Genomic DNA, 17,863 nt, shown 5'->3' on the forward strand with positions numbered 1-17,863 from the left:
CAGGCTTTCCTCCGGGCTTTTCCCTTCGGTCTTGCGTTTCCGACTCTATCAGACTCTTTCGTGTCCGATTCCCGGTCGAAGCGGGTTCGCCTTCCGGGTCCCACGCTTTCGCGCTTTTCCCTTTCGGCGGTTCCGACTCTATCAGATCCTTTCGGGCCTGATTCCCAGTCAGCGGGATTCGCCTTCCCGGCCGTTGGGCCGTTCCGACGCCGAAACTCTAGCGGATTTTCCCGGCGACTCATAATCGAGTCCTCGAAATTAATTTCGGCATGCCGAAATTGCCCCGAGTGGGAGATCGTGCTGGGTTTTGATTGCCGCGTCCGCGGCGGGATCGGTTGTCGCAGAACCGTTCCGGCCCCGTGACAACTCGAAGAACCTTACGGACCGAGGTGGAGCGTGTCAACCCCACCAGGTCAAGCGGTTTCCGGGCGGCCGGCCGGGCCGACGGTCGTCGGACCGGCCGCCGGGTCAGTCCAGATCGGTGAGGCGGCCGCCGGCGTCCGGCTGGGCGTGCTCCACCCGGCGCAGGACGCGGATCAGCATGTCGCCGAGGGCGCCCCGCTCCTCCGCCGTGAAGTCCTGGAGCAGGTCCTCCTCGAAGGCGGTGGCCATGCGCATCGCCTCCAGCCATTTCGTACGGCCCTCGTCGGTCACCTCGACGATCACGCGCACCCGGTTGCTCTCGTCACGGTCGCGGGTGACCAGGCCCTCGGCCGCCATGCGGTCGATCCGGTGGGTCATCGCGGCCGGGGTGAGGCCGAGGCGCTTCGCGAGCTCGCCCGGGCCCAGACGGTAGGGAGAGCCGGCCAGCACCAGGGTCTTGAGGACCTCCCACTCGGCGTTGCTGATGCCGAGGGCGGCCAGCTGGCGTCCGTACGCCACGTTCATCCGGCGGTTCAGTCGGCCGAGGGCCGAGACGACCTGTTCGACCTGTGGGTCGAGGTCGCGGAACTCCCGCTGATACGCGGCGATCTGCTCGTCGAGGCTCGGCTCCTGCGGGCCGGGCTGCTCGGTGGTGTCAGACATGGCGGGCAGTATGGCACGCCCGCCAAAGCCATCGAAGTCCTTCGGCCTGAATTGTTGACCTTCTAACTTTAGTGCTAAAGTCTTCGGGTTCGAGTCGTTGGTATGGCCCGGCATGTCGGCATGCCGGTTCGAGAGCTTGAGGCAGGTGAGTGTGACCAGGGAGATGGGGGCAGCGCTGCGGCGGATCCAGCTGGGAAGCGCGTTGAGCGCGTTCGGGCTGGGGTTCACCGTTCCGTACCTGTACGTCTACGTGGCGCAGGTGCGGGATCTGGGTGCGGGTACGGCGGGAGTCGTGCTGGCGGTCTTCGCCATGGCGGCGCTGGCCGTTCTGCCGTTCACGGGCCGTGCCATCGACCGGCGCGGGCCGTTGCCGGTACTGGTCGTCGCCTCGGCCGTCGCCTCTCTGGGCGCGGTGGCGCTCGGTCTGTCGTCCGGTGTGACCGCGTCCGTGCTGTCGGCCGCGGTCCTGGGCGCGGGTACGGCGGTCATGCAGCCGGCGCTCGCCACGATGCTCGTGTGGTGCTCCAGCACCGCCTCCCGCACGCGTGCCTTCGCCATGCAGTTCTTCCTGCAGAACCTCGGGCTCGGCATCGGCGGGCTGGTCGGCGGGCAGATCGTGGACACGTCCCGGCCGGGGACCTTCACCCTGCTGTTCCTCATCGAGGCCGCGATGTTCGTGGTGCTGGGTGTCATCACCTGCACCGTGCGGCTGCCCCGTACGCCGTCCTTCTCGGACGCCCGGCCCACCGACGGGTCCGGGTCGACGGGCGGGCTGCGGGCGCTGCTGTCGCACCGGGCCATGGTGCAGCTGTGCGTGCTGGGCTTCGTGCTGTTCTTCGCCTGCTACGGGCAGTTCGAGTCGGGTCTCGCGGCGTACGGCACCGAGGCCGCCGGGATCCAGCCCTCGACCCTCGGTGTCGCGCTGGCCGCCAACACCGCCGTCATCGTCGTGGCGCAGTTCGTCGTGCTGCGCATGGTGGAGCGTCGCCGCCGCAGCCGGGTCATCGCGCTGGTCGGCCTGATCTGGGCGTTCGCCTGGGTCGTGGCGGGCTTCGCGGGCCTCGGGCACGGCAGCCAGACCATGGCGACTGCCGCGATGATCTCCACGTACGCCCTCTTCGGGCTCGGTGAGTCGATGCTGTCGCCGACCGTCGCGCCGCTGGTCGCCGATCTCGCTCCGGAGTCGATGGTCGGGCAGTACAACTCCGCGTTCGCCCTGTGCAAGCAGCTCGCGCTGGCGGTCGGTCCGGCCGTGGGCGGGCCGATGGGGGCCACGCTGCACGGCCCGTACATCGTGACGTTCGTGCTGTTCTCACTGGGCATCACGGTGCTGGCGCTGCGGCTGGGCCGACGGCTCACCCCGGCGCAGGACCAGCCGTCGGCCGAGGTCACGCCGTCCCGGGTGGTGGCCGTCTCGCGACCGGAGCCCGAGCCCGCGCCCAGCTGCCACTGATTCACCGGGCCGGCCCATCGGGAGCGGACCGGACGCGCTGGACTGGAACGGAGGGGCCCTGTTGCGCACAGGGCCCCTCTGTTCGTGCTCACCTCTCCTGCGGCAGGTCTGTGCTCACCGCTCCCGCGGCAGGGTGAATTCGCACCAGACCGCCTTGCCTCCGCCCGGCCTGCGACGGCAGCCCCAGGACGTGGCGATCGTCGCGACGATGGAGATGCCGCGCCCCGATTCGTCCGCCGGATCGGCGCGACGGCGGCGGGGCAGGTGGTCGTCGCCGTCGGTCACCTCGATGATCAGGCGGCGGTCGGTGCGGCGCAGTCCCAGGCGCATCGGCGGCGTGCCGTGCTTGAGGGAGTTCGCGACGAGTTCGCCCGCGGCCAGGACGCCCAGGTCGCGGAGTTCGGCCGGGAACCGCCACGACGTCAGCACGCCGGTCGCGAAGGCGCGGGCGCGCGGGGCGGCCTCGATGCCGCCGAGGAGGTCGAGCGAGGCGTTGTGGAACAGCTCCGCGTCGGCCCCGGTCCGGGCGGGGTGCTGGACCACCAGCACCGCCACGTCGTCGTCGTGCTCCGCGGTGACGCCGAGGGAACGGATCAGCCGGTCGCAGACGACCTGGGGCGAGCCCTTGGCGCCCGAGAGGGCACGCTCCAGCGCGGCGACACCCTCGTCGATGTCCTCGCTGCGGCGCTCGACCAGGCCGTCCGTGTAGAAGACCGCGGTGGAACCGGGCGGCAGCTCGATCGTGCCCGACGTGTGGATCCAGCCGCCGGTGCCGAGCGGCGGTCCGGTCGGGTCCTCGGCACGGTGGACCGTGCCGTCCTCGTGGCACACCAGGATCGGCAGGTGCCCGGCGGAGGCGTAGACGAGCCGGCCCTCGTTCGGATCGTGGACCGCGTAGGCGCAGGTGGCGATCTGGCTGGCGTCGATCTCGGCGGCTAGACCGTCGAGGAGCTGGAGCACCTCGTGCGGCGGGAGGTCGAGCCGGGCATAGGCGCGTACGGCCGTGCGGAGCTGTCCCATGACGGCGGCGGCGCGCACCCCGCGGCCCATCACGTCGCCGATGACCAGGGCGGTGCGACCGGCGCCGAGCGTGATGACGTCGTACCAGTCGCCGCCGACCGCCGCGTCCGTGCCGCCGGGCTGGTAGGTGGCGGCGATCCGCAGGTCGTCGGGCTGCTCCAGTTCCTGCGGGAGCAGCGAGCGCTGGAGGGTGACGGCCGTTTCGCGGTGGCGGCGCTCGCTGGCGCGGAGCCGTTCGGCCGCTTCGGCGTGGTCGGTGACGTCGGCGGCGTACACGAGCACTCCGCGCCCGGCGTCGTCGCCCGCGCTCCCGTTCCTGCTTCCGGCCCTGCCTCGGTTCGTGCCCCTGTCCTTGTCCTTCCTCCGGTTCCTGCCCGGGGTCCTGCTCGCGTCGTCGGCCGTTCCGGAGTCGCCGTCCCGGTGCACGGGAGTACAGGTCACGGTGTACGAATTGCCGTTGCGGACCTTGCGGGACTTGACCGTGCGGGGCGTGCCGCTGCGCAGGACCTGGTCCATGAGGGGCAGCAGGCTGAGTTCGGCGAGTTCGGGCATGGCCTCGGCGGCGGTGGCGCCGATCGGGCGCGGGCCGAAGGCGGCGACGTAGGCGTCGTTGACGTACTCGATCCGGTGGTCGGGGCCGTGCACCAGGGCCACGAGAGCGGGCAGCCTGCCCAGCAGGTCCCGCGCGGAGAGGTCCTCCAGGGCGGGGCCGCCGGTCCCGGCGGGACGGCCGTCGTGCGCGTCGTCCCGCGTCTCGTCGCCCACACCGTCGCACGTCCCGTCCTGTCCGCCGTCGGGCAGGACGCCGGACGGGCCGTCGGGCGTGACCGTGCCCGGGTCGTCGTCCGGCGGGCGGGGTCCGGACTCGGGGCGCCCGTACTCGGCGCGCGCCGGGGGTACGGAGCTGCGGTCGTCCCGAGCGGCGGCGCGGCGCTGCGTTCCGGGTAGGCGGGCGCTCCAACGCGTGAAGTTCACGGAATTTCTGGCCTCGTGTGTCGGTGTGGTCCGCTCGGGCGGGCTGATTCCTCTGCCGGTCCCGGTTCCCCCTGCCGGATCCGGCCGTCCCGGCCGGATCCGTGGGATCCGGTGGTTCCGTCGGTTCGGGCGGATCGGGTGGTTCCGGTGGTGCCGGCGGTTCTGTCGGGGGCCGGACCCGGGAGAGCGCAGCCGGGCCTCATCGCGCTGATCGTGCCTTCGCGGCGTCAGAGGTGTCCGGCGCCCGTGACGCGCCCGGTTCCCCCGGCGCATCACACGCGTGTGATGCCTCTGGTGCTTCTGATACCTCTGACGTCTCTGATGCGTCTCGGACATCGGGGATGTCGCTGCTGTTCACTGTCTCGTCGCTGCCGGCCGGGGTCACTCTGCGCAGGTGTGGGCCCACCTATGGTCACACGTCCAGTGTGGCGGACCGTACTGACAGTTGTCGGTACGGCGATGCCGCGGTCGGGTGAGGCTGCGGGTCGACGGCCGGTCAGCGTCCGTGCCCCGGTGGGCCGTCGGGTCCGGCGGGGCGGCGGGGGCCCGGTGGACCGCCCGGCCCCGTGGGCCGACCAGGCCCCGGCGGGCCTCCGGTGGTCGGCGGGCCGCCCGGTCCGGGCCGTCCGCCTCCCGCGGCACGTTCGAATTCGGCCCGCGGATGTTCCAGTGAGCCGAGGGAGACGACCTCGCGTCTGAAAAGACCGGCGAGCGTCCATTCCGCCAGGACCCGGGCCTTCCGGTTCAGCGTCGGGACGCGGCTGAGGTGGTATGTGCGGTGCAGCAGCCACGCCGGACACCCCTTGAGCGCGCGACCGCGGACCTGGGCCACGCCCTTGTGGAGGCCCAGCGAGGCGACGGAGCCCATGGAGGCGTGGCGGTACTCCTCGAGGGGGCCGCCGTCGAGCGACGCGAGGACGTTCCCGGCGAGGACCTTGGCCTGGCGCACGGCGTGCTGGGCGTTGGGGGCGGTGCTGACGCCCTTCTCGGAGGCCGTCAGGTCGGGTACGGCCGCGGCGTCCCCGGCCGCCCAGGCGTGCTCGACGCCCTCGACGGCGAGTTCCGCCGTGCATCTGAGCCGGCCGCGCTCGTCGAGCGGCAGATCGGTGGCGGCGAGGACCCGTGCCGGTTTGACGCCCGCGGTCCACACGAGGGTGCGGGTCGGGATGCGGGAACCGTCGCTCAGCACGGCGACGCGGTGCTCGCAGGACTCCAGCCGGGTGTCGAGGCGCACGTCGATGTTGCGGCCGCGCAGCTCGCGGATCACGTACAGCCCGAGCACCTCGCCGACCTCGGGAAGGATGCGGCCGGACGCCTCGACGAGGATCCACTTCATGTCCTCCGCCTTGATGTTGCGGTAGTACCGCGAGGCGTGACGGGCCATGTCCTCCAGCTCGGCCAGCGCCTCGACGCCCGCGTAGCCGCCGCCGACGAAGACGAAGGTGAGGGCGGCGGCGCGAAGGGCCGGGTCGCGGGTGGTCGAGGCGATGTCCATCTGCTCGATGACGTGGTTGCGCAGCCCGATGGCCTCTTCGACGGTCCTGAAGCCGATGCCGTGGTCGGCGAGGCCGGGGACCGGGAGGGTGCGCGAGACTGAACCGGGCGCGAGGACGAGTTCGTCGTACGGGATCTCGACGGCGCCCGTGCCGTCCTCCATGGTGGCGAGCGTGGCCACGGTGGCCGTGCGCCTGGAGTGGTCGATGTGCCGCGCCTCGCCGATCACGATCCGGCAGTGCGCCAGGACCCGGCGGAGCGGCACGACGACATGGCGCGGCGAGATCGAGCCGGCGGCCGCCTCGGGCAGAAACGGCTGGTACGTCATATAGGGCTCGGGGGTGACGACGACGATCTCGGCCCGGCCTTCCCTGAGCCGCTGTTTCAGCTTCCGCTGGAGACGCAGCGACGTGTACATCCCGACGTAGCCGCCGCCGACGACGAGAATGCGTACGCACGCCGGGGGGCCGGGGGGTGTTCCCCCGGAATCTGAAGCCATCACCACCCCATGACGCAACGGGCTCAAGGGTTTGTCCACAGCCCCGGCAAATTGTGTGACCGGAGATCTCGGGCGGGGCGGCGCCGCCGGTGGCCGCGATGTCGAGTCAGCCGCGCAGGTCAGGGGCCGGGGTGGGGCGGCGGGCCGGGGTCGCCCGGACGGTCGGCCGGTCCTCGCACCGATCGGAGACGCTCCGTGCGGAACTACCCTCTTCTGAATTGACGCAGGCTCAACTATGTTCGTATGTCGTCGGAGTGCCGGGTCGGGACCAAGATCCACTCTCTGGCTCAGACTGCGGGAAGTCTCCGGGGGGAGACGTCATTACCGGGGGAACATCATGCATATTCAGGATCCTCATTGGCAGACCGCTGCGGCGGTTACGCCTCATTCGTCCGTTGGAAACGGCCGAGGCGGCGCCGTCGGAACCGTGGGGACGGTCGACGAGGTGACGCCGGTCGGCACGACGGGGACGACCACGACGGGCGTGACGAACGGGGGGATCGGGGCGAACGGGACGAACGGCCGGTCGACCCCTCTCCGTGTGGACGCCCAGCGCAATCTGGAACACGTGCTGCGCGCCGCGCGCGAGGTGTTCGGCGAGCTGGGGTACGGGGCCCCGATGGAGGACGTGGCGCGTCGCGCCAGGGTCGGCGTCGGCACGGTGTACCGACGGTTCCCGAGCAAGGACGTGCTGGTCCGGCGGATAGCCGAGGAGGAGACCGCCCGGCTGACGGACCAGGCGCGGACCGCTCTGGGGCAGGAGGAGGAGCCGTGGTCGGCGCTGTCGCGCTTCCTGCGCACGTCCGTCGCCTCGGGCGCGGGCCGGCTGCTGCCGCCGCAGGTGCTCCGGGTCGGCGTCGACGCGGACGCGGTCGTCGGCACCGACGCCGGTTCGGGGGCCGAGTCCGCGGCTGCCGGGGCGGAGGCCGGTTCCGGGGCCGGGAACGCGGGCGCGGACGGCTCGGCGCCGATCGGGGAGACGGGGGCCGTCGCGGCGATCCTGCCGGGCTCGGGCACCACGCGAGTGCCCCAGCAGCGGCAGGGCACGGGTCCGGACGACCTCCGGCCGGCCGAGGCGCGTGCCGTTCCGGAGGCCGGGCACGGCGGCATGGACGACACCGGGGCCGGTGAGCTGCTGGAGGTCGTCGGCCGACTCGTGGACCGGGCGCGTGCGGCCGGTGAGCTGCGCCGCGACGTGACGGTGGCGGATGTGCTGCTGGTCATCGCGACGGCGGCGCCTTCGCTGCCCGACGCGGCTCAGCAGGCGGCGGCTTCGAGCCGGCTGCTGGACATCCTGCTGGAGGGGCTGCGCTCCCGGCCTGCCGCCTGAGCCGGGGCCGCCCCGGTCCGTCGGAGGGCGGGGGCGGCCGGAGGTCCGGGCAGCCGTCCGAGGTCGGCTCGCGCTCCGGGGATCGGGAGCGATGAGGCGCCGCCCTGCCGTTCCCAGTCCTTCCACAACGGACCCACCGCCGGTCCGTGGCCCAGCCGCGGCCGATCCACTACCGATCCACCAGCGCTCCACTACCGGTCCACTACGGATGCGCCACCCGTCCACGGCAGTTCCGCCGACGTTCCACGATGGCTCCGCCGCCGATCCGCGGTGCTTCCGCAGCCGATCCGCGGTCGTCGCACGGCCGTTCCCGGCTCGTCGCACGGCTTTTCCGGAGCCCGTCGCACGGTCGGTCCACGGCTGACCGACGGCTCGTCCGTGGCCGAATTCCGTTTGGGCCGCGACCATTTCACGGCCGAATCCTGGCCGAATCTCGATCGAATCCTGGCGTTCCCCGGTGGTTCCGCATCGCCGTACGGGCCCGAACGGCCCTCGTCGACGGGGCCTTTGCCCGATGCCCGCCCTGCCCAGGTGAAATGGCGCTCGGATACTCTTCCCCGCATGAGCGGCGATCAGAGCTCATATTCGAGAGAACACCCCGGATGAGTGGTTGCCGGGGCTGAGGGTCCGGCGTGATTGCGCCATGTGGCACGCTTGCCCGGTGTTCGGGTCCGACAGCGCATACGGGGGCTATCGCGATGAGCGGTGACGGGCAGCAGGAAGAGCCCTTCGACGACGTCGCCGCCGCGGGCGGTGTGGCGGAGGCCGATGGTCCGTTCTCCCGCCAGGTGCCGCATCAGGGCGGCCCGGGACGATCGGGGGGCGGCGCCGATGCCGGCACCGTCCTGCCGGGCCCGTGGCCGGGGGCGCGAGACACCGGCGTCCACGCGGGCGTCGAGGCCGCGGTGCCGATGCAGCGGGAGGGCGGCAGCGCCACCGACGGTGCCGGTTCCGACGCCGATCTGATCAGGCAGATGCGGAACGGCGACAACCACGCGTACGCGGAGCTGTTCCGACGGCACTCGGACGCGGTGCGCCGCTACGCGCGCAGTTGCTGCCGGGACGCGCACACCGCCGACGACCTGACGGCCGAGGTCTTCGCGCGCACGCTGCAGGCGGTACGGAGGGGCAAGGGTCCCGAGGAGGCGGTGCGGGCCTACCTCATGACGGCCGTCCGGCATGTCGCGGCCGCCTGGACCAAGACCGCGAAGCGGGAGCAACTGGTCGAGGACTTCGCCGTGTTCGCCACGCAGGCCGCCGAGTCCTCGCAGGTGTCGGACATGGAGACGCTCGACCTCGGCGCGGATGTGCACGCGATGCACGAGGCCGAGCGTTCGATGGCGATGCGGGCCTTCCGCAGCCTGCCGGAGCGCTGGCAGGCGGTGCTGTGGCACACCACCGTCGAGGAGGAGTCGCCCAGCGAGATCGCCCCGTTGTTCGGGCTGACCGCCAACGCCACCGCGGTCCTGGCCAGTCGGGCCCGCGAGGGGCTCAAGCAGGCGTACCTCCAGGCCCATGTCAGCCAGGCGCTCACCTCCGGCGGCGACTGCGCACGCTACGCCGACCGGCTCGGGGCGTATGCCAGGGGCGGGCTCCGGATGCGGGCCGAGCGCGGACTGCGCGGACATCTCGAAGAGTGCGCGAAGTGCAGGCTCGCGGCGGGCGAACTGGCCCATGTCAATGCCGGGATTCCGGCGCTGCTGCCCGTCGCGGTCATCGGCTGGATCGCTGCCGGGTACTCGCTCAAGGCCGCCGGGATCGCCGCCGGTGGCGCTGCCGGTGCGGCCGGCGCGGGAGCCGCCGCGGCGGCGACCGGCGGGAGCTCCTCCGGGGGCGCGGGCGGCGGTGGCGCGTTCTCGGAAGGGCTCGGCACACCGGTGAAGGCCGGCATCGTGACGGCGGTCGTCGTGGCCGCGGCGGCCGGGCTGGCCTGGGCCATGGTCGGCAGCGACCAGCCGGGGCCCGACACCGGGCACGCCAACCAGCCCGCCGTCGCGGCACCCGCGGTGCCGCCGCCCGCCCCGCCGAATCCGACATCGTCCTCGCGTTCCAAGCCGCCGGCGCCCCCCGCACCGGTGCCGCCCGCCGCCGCGTCGTCCGACGCGACCCCGTCGGCGGCGGCGCCCTCGGCCCCGGCGCCGAATCCCCCGCCGAAGCCCACGTCCAAGCCCACGTCCGAGCCGACCACGACGACGGCTCCGGACCCCACGCGTCCGCCGACCGCGCCGCCTCCCGCGCCCGGACCGACGGCGACAGCGACCACGACCGGGAAGCCCAAGCCGACCGACCCCGGGTCGCCCCCCGACCCGACCCCCACCCCCACCCCGCCCACCGTCTACCGGCTCAGCGAGCTGCGCTACTCGACGACCGGCGACCACACCGAGCCCGAAGTGGTGGTGAACGAGAGCAACTGGCTCTGGCAGCGTTCCGGCCTGTGGATCGGCGGCAGGCAGTACGCCCACGGCGTGACCGTTCACAGCAAGTCCTCGGTCACGATCCAGTTGAACCGGCAGTGCTCGCGGTACGAGGCCGTGGTCGGGCTCGACGACATGTCACTGGGGCTGGGCGCGGTGCGCTTCTCCGTCCTCGGCGGTGACGGGTCGCTGCTGTGGCGGTCACCGGTGCTGCACGGCGGCGACCCGGCCGTACCCGTCGATGTCGGCATCGCCGGTCAGACCAGGATCCGGCTCGTCGTCGAGCGGATGCAGCACGGCAGCGGCGCGGCACTCGCCGACTGGGCGGATTCGGGCCTCAACTGCCGCTGAGACGGTCGCCCCGGAGCTTCGTCGAGGTGTCCGGGAGCTCCGCGCAGACACGGGTCAGCAGGTCGATGACGTCGTCGACCGTCAGCGTCCGGCCGCCGTCGTGCTCCGACTCGTACGCCTCAACTCCCAGTTCCGCGCGGGCCGACCGCTCGGCCTCGTCCGCCTCTGCCCGTTGCGCACCGGTCCGGGTGTCGGTGGGCCGCCAGCTGTCGGCCGCCGCCCGTATCCGTACGGCTTCGCCGTGGCGGCCCAGCTTCGGCAGCACCGCCGCCACTCCGTCCACCAGGTGTCCGGTGACGAGTTCGGCGCACTGGGCGTCCCGCGCCTCGCGCAGTGCCTGTGTCAGGCCGCGTATCCCGGCCTCCGGACCGCGCCCCGGCCCGTCCTCGTGCACCGAGATCCGCGAGTCCAGTCCCTTGATCACCGCCGTGAAGTGCGACGGCGGGCTGCCCCGTCCGGCCGCCGCCTCCACCTCCGTGATCAGCCGTCGCGCCTCCGCGATCTCACCGCGGTCCAGGGCCAGGGTGGCGCGCAGGAAGCGGGCGTAGGCGCGGGCGTCGTGCACCTGGAGGCGCTCCGCCCCGGTCTCGGCCTCGGCGAGCAGCCGTTCGAAGCCGGCCATGTCACCGGTCCGGTGGGCGAGTTCGGCGAGCCGGGCGAGCAGGAACGGCACCTCGGCGTGCGCCCCGACCTCGCGGGCGAGCGTCAGCGCCTCCTCGTACGCCGCGGCCGCCTCCTCGTACCGACCGCGCATGACGCCCGCCTCGGCGGTGGCGCTCGCGACCTGGGCGCGCAGCCAGCGGTCGCCGACCCGATGGGCCAGCTCGCGCAGCTCGGCGAGATCGTCGTCGACCCCGGGCATGCCGCCCGGCATGTCCACGGTCATGTGGGTGCGGAACATCAGCATGACGCCGTACTCCCAGGCGCCCCCATGGACCCGGGCGTTGGCGACCGCCGCCTCGACCCTGGCACGCGTTTCGGCGGTGGTGCGGGTCACGAACGCGGTCATCGGCCAGAGCAGCCCCGGGAAGCGGGCGCCCTGCGGGCCGGAGGACATGAAGACGTCGGCCACCCGCTCCGTCAGCTCCCACCACCCGTCGGCATGGTCGAAGTCGTCGGCCGGACCGTTCTCCACCGTGAGGAAGAACCTCAGCATCTGCAGCCGCATGCGCGGCCAGAAGCGGGGATCGCCGTCGTGCCGCGGCTCCGGTCCGAGCGTCATGGCCCGCTCGCACCAGCTCAGGCCCTCGGTGCGATGGTTGCGCAGCCACCAGAACCACCCCATGCCGAGGACCAGTCGCACCGCGTCCGCCTCCGACGGCTCGGTGACGACGCTGCGGGTGAGGGCGGCCCGGATGTTGTCCAGGTCGGTCTCCAGGCGTGCGATCCAGTGCAGTTGCTCGCCGGAACGCAGGCGGGGATCGGCCTCCTCGACGAGCGCGGCGAAGTAGGCGGTGTGCGCGTTCGCCGCGGCGGCCCGCAGAGCGGGGGTCTCGGCCGCACGCTCGTCGGCGTACTCGTGGATGGTCTCCAGGAGGCGGTAGCGCATCCCACCGGTGGCGGTCGGCGCGGCGACGACGAGGGACTTGTCGACGAGCGAGCCGATCAACGCAGCGGTCGAACCGGCCGACGCGGCGGTCGAACCGGCCGAAGGACCGGCCGAGCCGACCGACGAAGCGGTCGAACCGATCGGTTCCGCGGCGTCCGCCGCCACGTCCGGGCGCTCGACGACGCCTGCCGTCGCGGCCGGGCTCTCGGCGACGGCTTCCGCCGCGGCCAGGTCCCAGCCGCCCGCGAAGACCGAGATCTGCCGCAGCAGGGTGCGTTCGTCCTCGTCGAGCAGGTCCCAGGACCAGTCGACGACGGCACGCAGCGTCTGCTGACGCGGCAGGGCGGTCCTGGCTCCGCCGGTGAGCAGACGGAACCGGTCGTCGAGGCGGTCCGCGATCTGGCGCGGGCCGAGCATCCTCAGCCGGGCGGCGGCGAGTTCGATGGCGAGCGGCTGGCCGTCGAGCCGTCGGCAGATCTCCGCCACCGCGTCGGGGTCGCGCGCGGACTCCCGTACGAGGTCGAAGTCGGGGCGTACGGCTCGGGCGCGCTCGGCGAACAGCCGGTGGGCGGGGTCGGCCGGGAGCGGCCCGACCGGGCGTATCGATTCTCCGGGGACGCCGAGGGGTTCGCGGCTGGTGGCGAGGACACGCAGCCGCGGACAGCGGGTGAGCAGCGTTTCGGCGAGCGTGGCGGCCGCGTCGACGACGTGCTCGCAGTTGTCCAGGATCAGCAGGACGGGACCGACGCGGGAGCGGTGCGCCAGATGGTCGACGAGGATCTCGGCCGGGTCCCTGCGCGGCGGCTGCCCGTCGCGGGCGTTGTCCAGCAGAAGTGTCGTGCCGCGCAGCCCGAGGGCGGAGAGCACGGCTCCGGGGACATCGGCCGGGTCGTCCACGGGAGCCAGCTCGGCGATCCATGCCTCCGGGGGCGGGGGGCCCGGGAGCGAGCGGCCGGGGAGCCGCCGATCGGGCCCCGACAGGCTCGACCGGATCGCGGCCTCCTCGGCGAGACGGGTCTTCCCGGAGCCTCCGGGGCCGGTCAGGGTCACCAGCCGGGACCGGTTCAACTCCTCGCGTATGGATCGCAGTTCCGGCTCACGACCGACGAACGAGGTGAGCCGCGGACGGATGTTGCCCGGGACCGGCGCGGGACCGGAAGCGGCGGGAGTTCGTACCGGGTCCGGCGAGACGTCCGGAGGTCGGAGCAACTCCCGGTGCAGGGAGCGGAGTTCCGGACCGGGTTCGGCACCGAGCCCCTCGGCGAGAGCGCGGCGGGTCTCCTCGTACGCGGCCAGCGCGTCGGCCCTGCGACCCTCGGCACACAGGGCACGGATCAGCTGCCCCCGGAAGCGCTCGTCGTACGGGTGGGCGACGCTCAGCTCCCTCAGCTCCGGTACGAGAGCGCCGGGTCCCTGCCCCGGCCCGGATCCGGGACCCGGGCCGAGGTCCTGGCCCGGGCCTGAAGCGGACCCGTCGTCGAAAGCCGCGTCGCCGTCCCCGGCCACGCCAACTGTCCCGGCCCCGGTCGCGGCCGCGCCACCGTCCCCGGTGGCGCACCGCAGGTCGGCCTCGATACGGCGTTCCAGCGCGGTCAGGCGGTGGGCCTCCGGGCGCAGTCCGTACCCGTGGCCCCCCTCCGGCAGGTCGGCCAGGACGGGGCCGCGCCACAGCGCGAGGGCGGTGCGCAGCGTCCGGGCGGCCGCGACGGGGTCCCCCGCGTCGAGCTCCTCGGCACCCTGACGGGACAGCCGCTCGAACCTGTGCAGGTCGACCTCGTCGGACGCCGCCTCCAAGCGGTAGCCGCCCCGGGTACGGGTGATCGTGTCCCTGCCCAGCGCCCGGCGCAGCCGGCCCACGAGCGCCTGGAGCGCGGCGGGGGCGTCGGACGGGGGCTCACCGCCCCAGATGTCGTCGACGAGGACGTCCACGGGTACGGGCCGCCCGGCGCGCAGGGCGAGGGCGGCGAGGAGCGCGCGCAGCCGCGCACCGCCCACGGGCAGCACGTCGCCGTTCGTGTCTCGCGCTTCGGTGACGCCCAGGATCGAGTACCGCACCGGGCCATTCTGGCCCCGGGCCGGCCGAGGACCGGCACCGAAGAGGCACCGGACACGCCGGACGGCAGAATCCCCACCGCGCCCCGAGGCGATCCGGAGGCCGCAACCCCGGCCTTCGGGGCGGACCGGCCCCGGCCGCCCCGAGCTTCACGGCGGACCGGAGCCCCCGCCGCCCCGCTACGGCCGCAGGCTCCGCCGCGCCGGGACGACACCGTGCGCGACCGCGCGACGGCGAGGCGCCTCCGTACCCGTCCAGCAGGTGCCGCGCCGCGACACGAGGCGGCGCAGCCAGAGTTCCATGGACGCCAGATGGGCCAGGCCGTCCAGCGGGAGCGGTTCGCCGTCGGCGGCGGCGCGCAGGGCCTTGTGCACGACGCGGGCCTCGACCAGACCGGCGTCGGCGAGCAGCGGGGCGTCGAAGAGGGCCATCAGTTCGGGGAGCGCGGCGCGCAGACCGGTGCGGGCGGTCGCCTGGGAGGTGGCGTGCGAGGGGGTGCCCCAGCCGGGCGGCAGGTCGTGGATGCCCGCGCCCGCGAGCACCCGGCGCAGGATCGCGCCACGGGCGCCCGGCTGCACCCGGAGCGATTCGGGGAGCGCGCGGGCGGCGCGTACGACCTGGTTGTCGAGGAAGGGGGCGTGCAGGCGCTGGCTGCGGTTCTCGGCGGCCTGCTCCAGGATCCGGTGGTCGGCGGCGTACCGGGCGAGCGCCGCCCGTGCCCGGGCCTCGCCCGGCCGTTGGACGGAGACCGGCCGGACCGCCGCCTCCTGGAGACGAACCGATACTTCGGCGAGCGCCTCCCCCGTCAGCCAGTGCGCGGCCGGTCCGGGCCGTGACCAGGCGAGGGCAGCGAGCGAGGCGTCGGCGGGAGTGTCGAGGTCGGGGGCGTGGCGGTTGGCGCCCGGCAGCCGGTCGGCCGCCGCTTCCAGTCCCGTGCGGTACGAGGTACGGGACAGGCGCCGGGCCGCGCGGTACACGGTGAACGGGACGAAGAACGAGTGCGCGCTCGGGCCCTCGGCCTTGGCGAGTGCCGCGACCGGACGCAGCAGGTGTCGTCTGCGCCGGTCCATGAGCAGGTCGGCGAGGCGCGCGGGATGGGCGTCGAGGACCTGCCGGGCCCCGCCGCCGACGAAGTGGTCGGCGCTGCCCGAGGCGAGGCGGCGGCGGTGTCGCTCGGCGACGACGAGACAGGGCGCGGGTTCGTCGGTGAGCGGGCCGCCCAGGTCGGCGTAGGGCAGGGCCTCCTCACCTCCGGTGACGACGACGTGGTGCAGGCGCGGGTCGGCGGCGATGACGCGGGCGCGTTCGAGTTCGTCCTCGTGCCCGTGCGCGGTGAGGTCGTTGAAGGTGACGGCGAGCAGCCGTTCCCCCGCGCCCGCACCATGGCCGAGGAGGCTTCCGGGCAGACCGGGCAGCCCCGGCAGTCCGGCGGCGAGCAGGGCGAGCGTTGCGGAGGCGCTGCCCCCGGAGAGGTCGGCGCCGATGCCGGGAACGGGCGCGCCCCGCGCGGCGCGCCGGTCGGCGGGTCCCATTCCGGGGACCGGCCCCGGATCGGACGGCAGGGTTCCGGGGGCGTGACGCGGCGCGGCGAGTCTGGCGCGCACGGCGTCGACCAGCGCGTCCCGCACCCCGTCGACGGCACTCACCGGGTCGAGTTCGGGCGCGGCGACGGCCAGTGAGGCCACCGCCTCGTAGCCGGTGATCTCGCGCGAACCCTCGCGGAGGATGAGCGCGTGCCCCGGCGGGATGCGCTTCACCCCCTCGTACGGGGTGCCGTCGCGCAGCGCCTCCGGGGTTTCGGGGCAGGCGAGCAGCGCGGCCAGGTGGCCGATGTCCAGCTGGGCCTCGACGAGGTCGGCGAGCGGGAGCGCGGCGGTGGCGTACGCGGTGCCGCCCAGCCAGGGGGTGTGGAAGACCGGGCGGGCTCCCGCCAGGTCTCCGATGACGCCGATCCTGCGTCCGACCTGGACGACGGCCGTGTAACTGCCGGGCCAGGAGGTGAGATGGCGCAGGGCCCCGCCGCGCGCGGCGAGGAGGCCGACCCGCAGTTGTTCGTCCGTGGCGCCGCAGCAGCCGAGGACGGCGAGCCGCGCGGTGGGCGTGCCCTCGGCCGTCTCGACGGTGCTGACGCGGATCTCGTCCGGGCGCCAGTCGCCGACGGCCCACAGCGGATCCGGGTCGCCCCACAGGAGTTGGGAGCCGACCGGCTGTACGGTTCGCCCCGCGTCGATGCCACCGACCGCACCGGCGGTACCGACGGCACCGGAGCGCGCGGCGACACTGCTCCACCCCACCAACCAACGCATCGCCGCCTCCACGGACTGTGGACGAAACGGCGCAGCGGAAACACAGCGGGAGAACTCCGGTGGTGCGCGCCGTCGTTGCGAACATGCTGCCACGACGGACACGTGCCGGAGGGGCTGCGGAGGGCGCACGTCGTAGGGGCATGCGCCCCGGCCGGGGGCCGGACCGGGGCGGGCGACGACCGGGTCCGGGCGGACATCCAGCGGCCGACGGCCCGGGACCGGGGGCTCGGCGGTACGGGCGGCGCGCGGTCCGCGCGCGGCGCCCCGGGGCGCCAACAGCCTTACGTCCCGGGCGTGTTGCCTACCATGCGCGAGCCGGATCACGCGGCCGATATCCGGCCACTTTCCGTGGCGTGCGCGGATCCGCGACGGGCAGTCACGGACGCGTCGGCGGGGATGTCCGCGAATCGATCGGGCCAACCTCGGTCGATCGATGATTTTCGGCCATTCTCAGGGCATGACGGAGCCTGGCAACGGGGTACCCGCCGCCCTGGACGCCCTGTTTCACCCCGGTTCGCTCCCGGGCCCTTCCCGGGCTTCTCTCCCCGGCCTGTCTCCCGAAATCTCCCTTCGCGGCGGCATGCCTTCGGCACATGCCTCCGGAGAGGCCGCCGACGGCCCGACACCTGCTCGGGGCCCGTTTCCGGACCCGGCTCCACACCCGTCGCCGGGCCCGTGCCCACGCCCCGCGCCGCGCGGCCGGCACCGGGCACGCACCGCCCCGTACCGCCGCCGCACCGCTCCCCGCACCTCTCCCGGCCGACGGCCCGGGGACCGGCTTCCACGCACGGTCCGGGAGGCGTTCCGACGCCTCCCGGACCGGTCCACCGCCTGCGGGGAATGAGGCGGCAGTGTCCCCCAGCCCACTGGTTCCATCGCAGTGGGCCGACCCACGCAGCACCCATGGAAGCCCTTCCGAAACAGCCGGACGAGAGCGCACGGCCGGGCGCATGGCCACACACCAGGAGCACGCGTGAAACCCGTCGGACACCGCCTCCACGCTGTGCGAACACCACGCCCACGCTGCGCGGACGCCGCTCGCGGGAGCGCACGGACGGGGCATCGGCGGACACGGGACCGACCTTCGCGCGGCGCCGCACGAGCCCGGGAGCACACGTCCTCCACAGCCCGCCCACCGCGTCGCGCGACGCCCCCGTACCGCCGCGCACGACGGCCCGGCACCCGTTCCGCGCGCCCCGGCTCAGACCTCCGCACAGGCTCCGCGCCGGCGCCCGGTGCCGCCCCCACGGGCACCCGCCGGGGCGGCCGGCGGCACTCCTGTCCGCGCCTCCGTCCGCACGGACAACAATCCCGCCATACGGACGTCTGCCCCTTAACGGTAGGGATGCGGCGAACTACGCTGGGTTCACTGAGGTTCTCGGCAGGAGGCATA

At 73.7% G+C, this 17,863-nt stretch carries 8 protein-coding genes; 3 read left to right on the forward strand and 5 right to left on the reverse strand.

Annotated features, from left to right (window positions below):
- Nucleotides 1-468: 468 nt before the first annotated feature.
- Entirely contained in the window at nucleotides 469-1,026 is a 558-nt protein-coding gene (locus AB0E67_RS18255) for a MarR family transcriptional regulator (protein ID WP_362027587.1), read from the reverse strand.
- Nucleotides 1,027-1,189: 163 nt separating this feature from the next.
- Here AB0E67_RS18255 and AB0E67_RS18260 point away from each other — a divergent pair, with 163 nt between their 5' ends.
- Nucleotides 1,190-2,479 (forward strand): MFS transporter, encoded by a 1,290-nt coding sequence (locus AB0E67_RS18260; RefSeq protein ID WP_362027940.1) that lies wholly within the window; start codon nucleotides 1,190-1,192, stop codon nucleotides 2,477-2,479.
- Nucleotides 2,480-2,593: 114 nt separating this feature from the next.
- On the opposite strand, the gene AB0E67_RS18265 is transcribed toward AB0E67_RS18260, so the two are convergent.
- Together AB0E67_RS18265 and AB0E67_RS18270 are read right to left on the reverse strand one after the other, a co-directional pair.
- Nucleotides 2,594-4,474 carry a SpoIIE family protein phosphatase gene (locus AB0E67_RS18265; RefSeq protein WP_362027590.1) on the reverse strand — a complete coding sequence of 627 codons (1,881 nt, stop codon included), beginning with the start codon at nucleotides 4,472-4,474 and terminating at the stop codon, nucleotides 2,594-2,596.
- Nucleotides 4,475-4,970: 496 nt separating this feature from the next.
- Nucleotides 4,971-6,467, reverse strand: a complete 1,497-nt coding sequence (locus AB0E67_RS18270; RefSeq protein WP_362027593.1) for an FAD-dependent oxidoreductase — start codon at nucleotides 6,465-6,467, stop codon at nucleotides 4,971-4,973.
- A gap of 337 nt (nucleotides 6,468-6,804) precedes the next feature.
- On the opposite strand from AB0E67_RS18270, the gene AB0E67_RS18275 reads away from it, so the two are divergent.
- Together AB0E67_RS18275 and AB0E67_RS18280 are read left to right on the forward strand one after the other, a co-directional pair.
- Entirely contained in the window at nucleotides 6,805-7,797 is a 993-nt protein-coding gene (locus AB0E67_RS18275; RefSeq protein WP_362027596.1) for a helix-turn-helix domain-containing protein, read from the forward strand.
- A 698-nt stretch (nucleotides 7,798-8,495) separates the two neighbouring features.
- Nucleotides 8,496-10,562, forward strand: coding sequence for a sigma-70 family RNA polymerase sigma factor (locus AB0E67_RS18280; RefSeq protein WP_362027599.1), 2,067 nt, complete (start codon nucleotides 8,496-8,498; stop codon nucleotides 10,560-10,562).
- On the opposite strand, the gene AB0E67_RS18285 is transcribed toward AB0E67_RS18280, so the two are convergent.
- Entirely contained in the window at nucleotides 10,549-14,166 is a 3,618-nt protein-coding gene (locus AB0E67_RS18285; protein WP_362027602.1) for a BTAD domain-containing putative transcriptional regulator, read from the reverse strand. The two genes, AB0E67_RS18280 and AB0E67_RS18285, sit on opposite strands and share 14 nt — an antisense overlap.
- Nucleotides 14,167-14,343: 177 nt before the next feature.
- Nucleotides 14,344-16,470: an asparagine synthase-related protein gene (locus AB0E67_RS18290; protein WP_362027605.1), complete on the reverse strand. Its 2,127-nt coding sequence runs from the start codon at nucleotides 16,468-16,470 to the stop codon at nucleotides 14,344-14,346.
- Nucleotides 16,471-17,863: the final 1,393 nt, after the last annotated feature.

The organism is Streptomyces sp. NPDC032161, from assembly GCF_040636995.1.
Taxonomy (GTDB): Bacteria; Actinomycetota; Actinomycetes; order Streptomycetales; family Streptomycetaceae; genus Streptomyces.

Bases quoted from the DNA above. Each gene is read 5' to 3' on its own strand.
- AB0E67_RS18255 (WP_362027587.1), bottom strand. From the start codon at position 1,026: ATGTCTGACACCACCGAGCAGCCCGGCCCGCAGGAGCCGAGCCTCGAC.
- AB0E67_RS18260 (WP_362027940.1), top strand. From the start codon at position 1,190: ATGGGGGCAGCGCTGCGGCGGATCCAGCTGGGAAGCGCGTTGAGCGCG.
- AB0E67_RS18270 (WP_362027593.1), bottom strand. From the start codon at position 6,467: ATGGCTTCAGATTCCGGGGGAACACCCCCCGGCCCCCCGGCGTGCGTA.
- AB0E67_RS18275 (WP_362027596.1), top strand. From the start codon at position 6,805: ATGCATATTCAGGATCCTCATTGGCAGACCGCTGCGGCGGTTACGCCT.
- AB0E67_RS18280 (WP_362027599.1), top strand. From the start codon at position 8,496: ATGAGCGGTGACGGGCAGCAGGAAGAGCCCTTCGACGACGTCGCCGCC.
- AB0E67_RS18290 (WP_362027605.1), bottom strand. From the start codon at position 16,470: ATGCGTTGGTTGGTGGGGTGGAGCAGTGTCGCCGCGCGCTCCGGTGCC.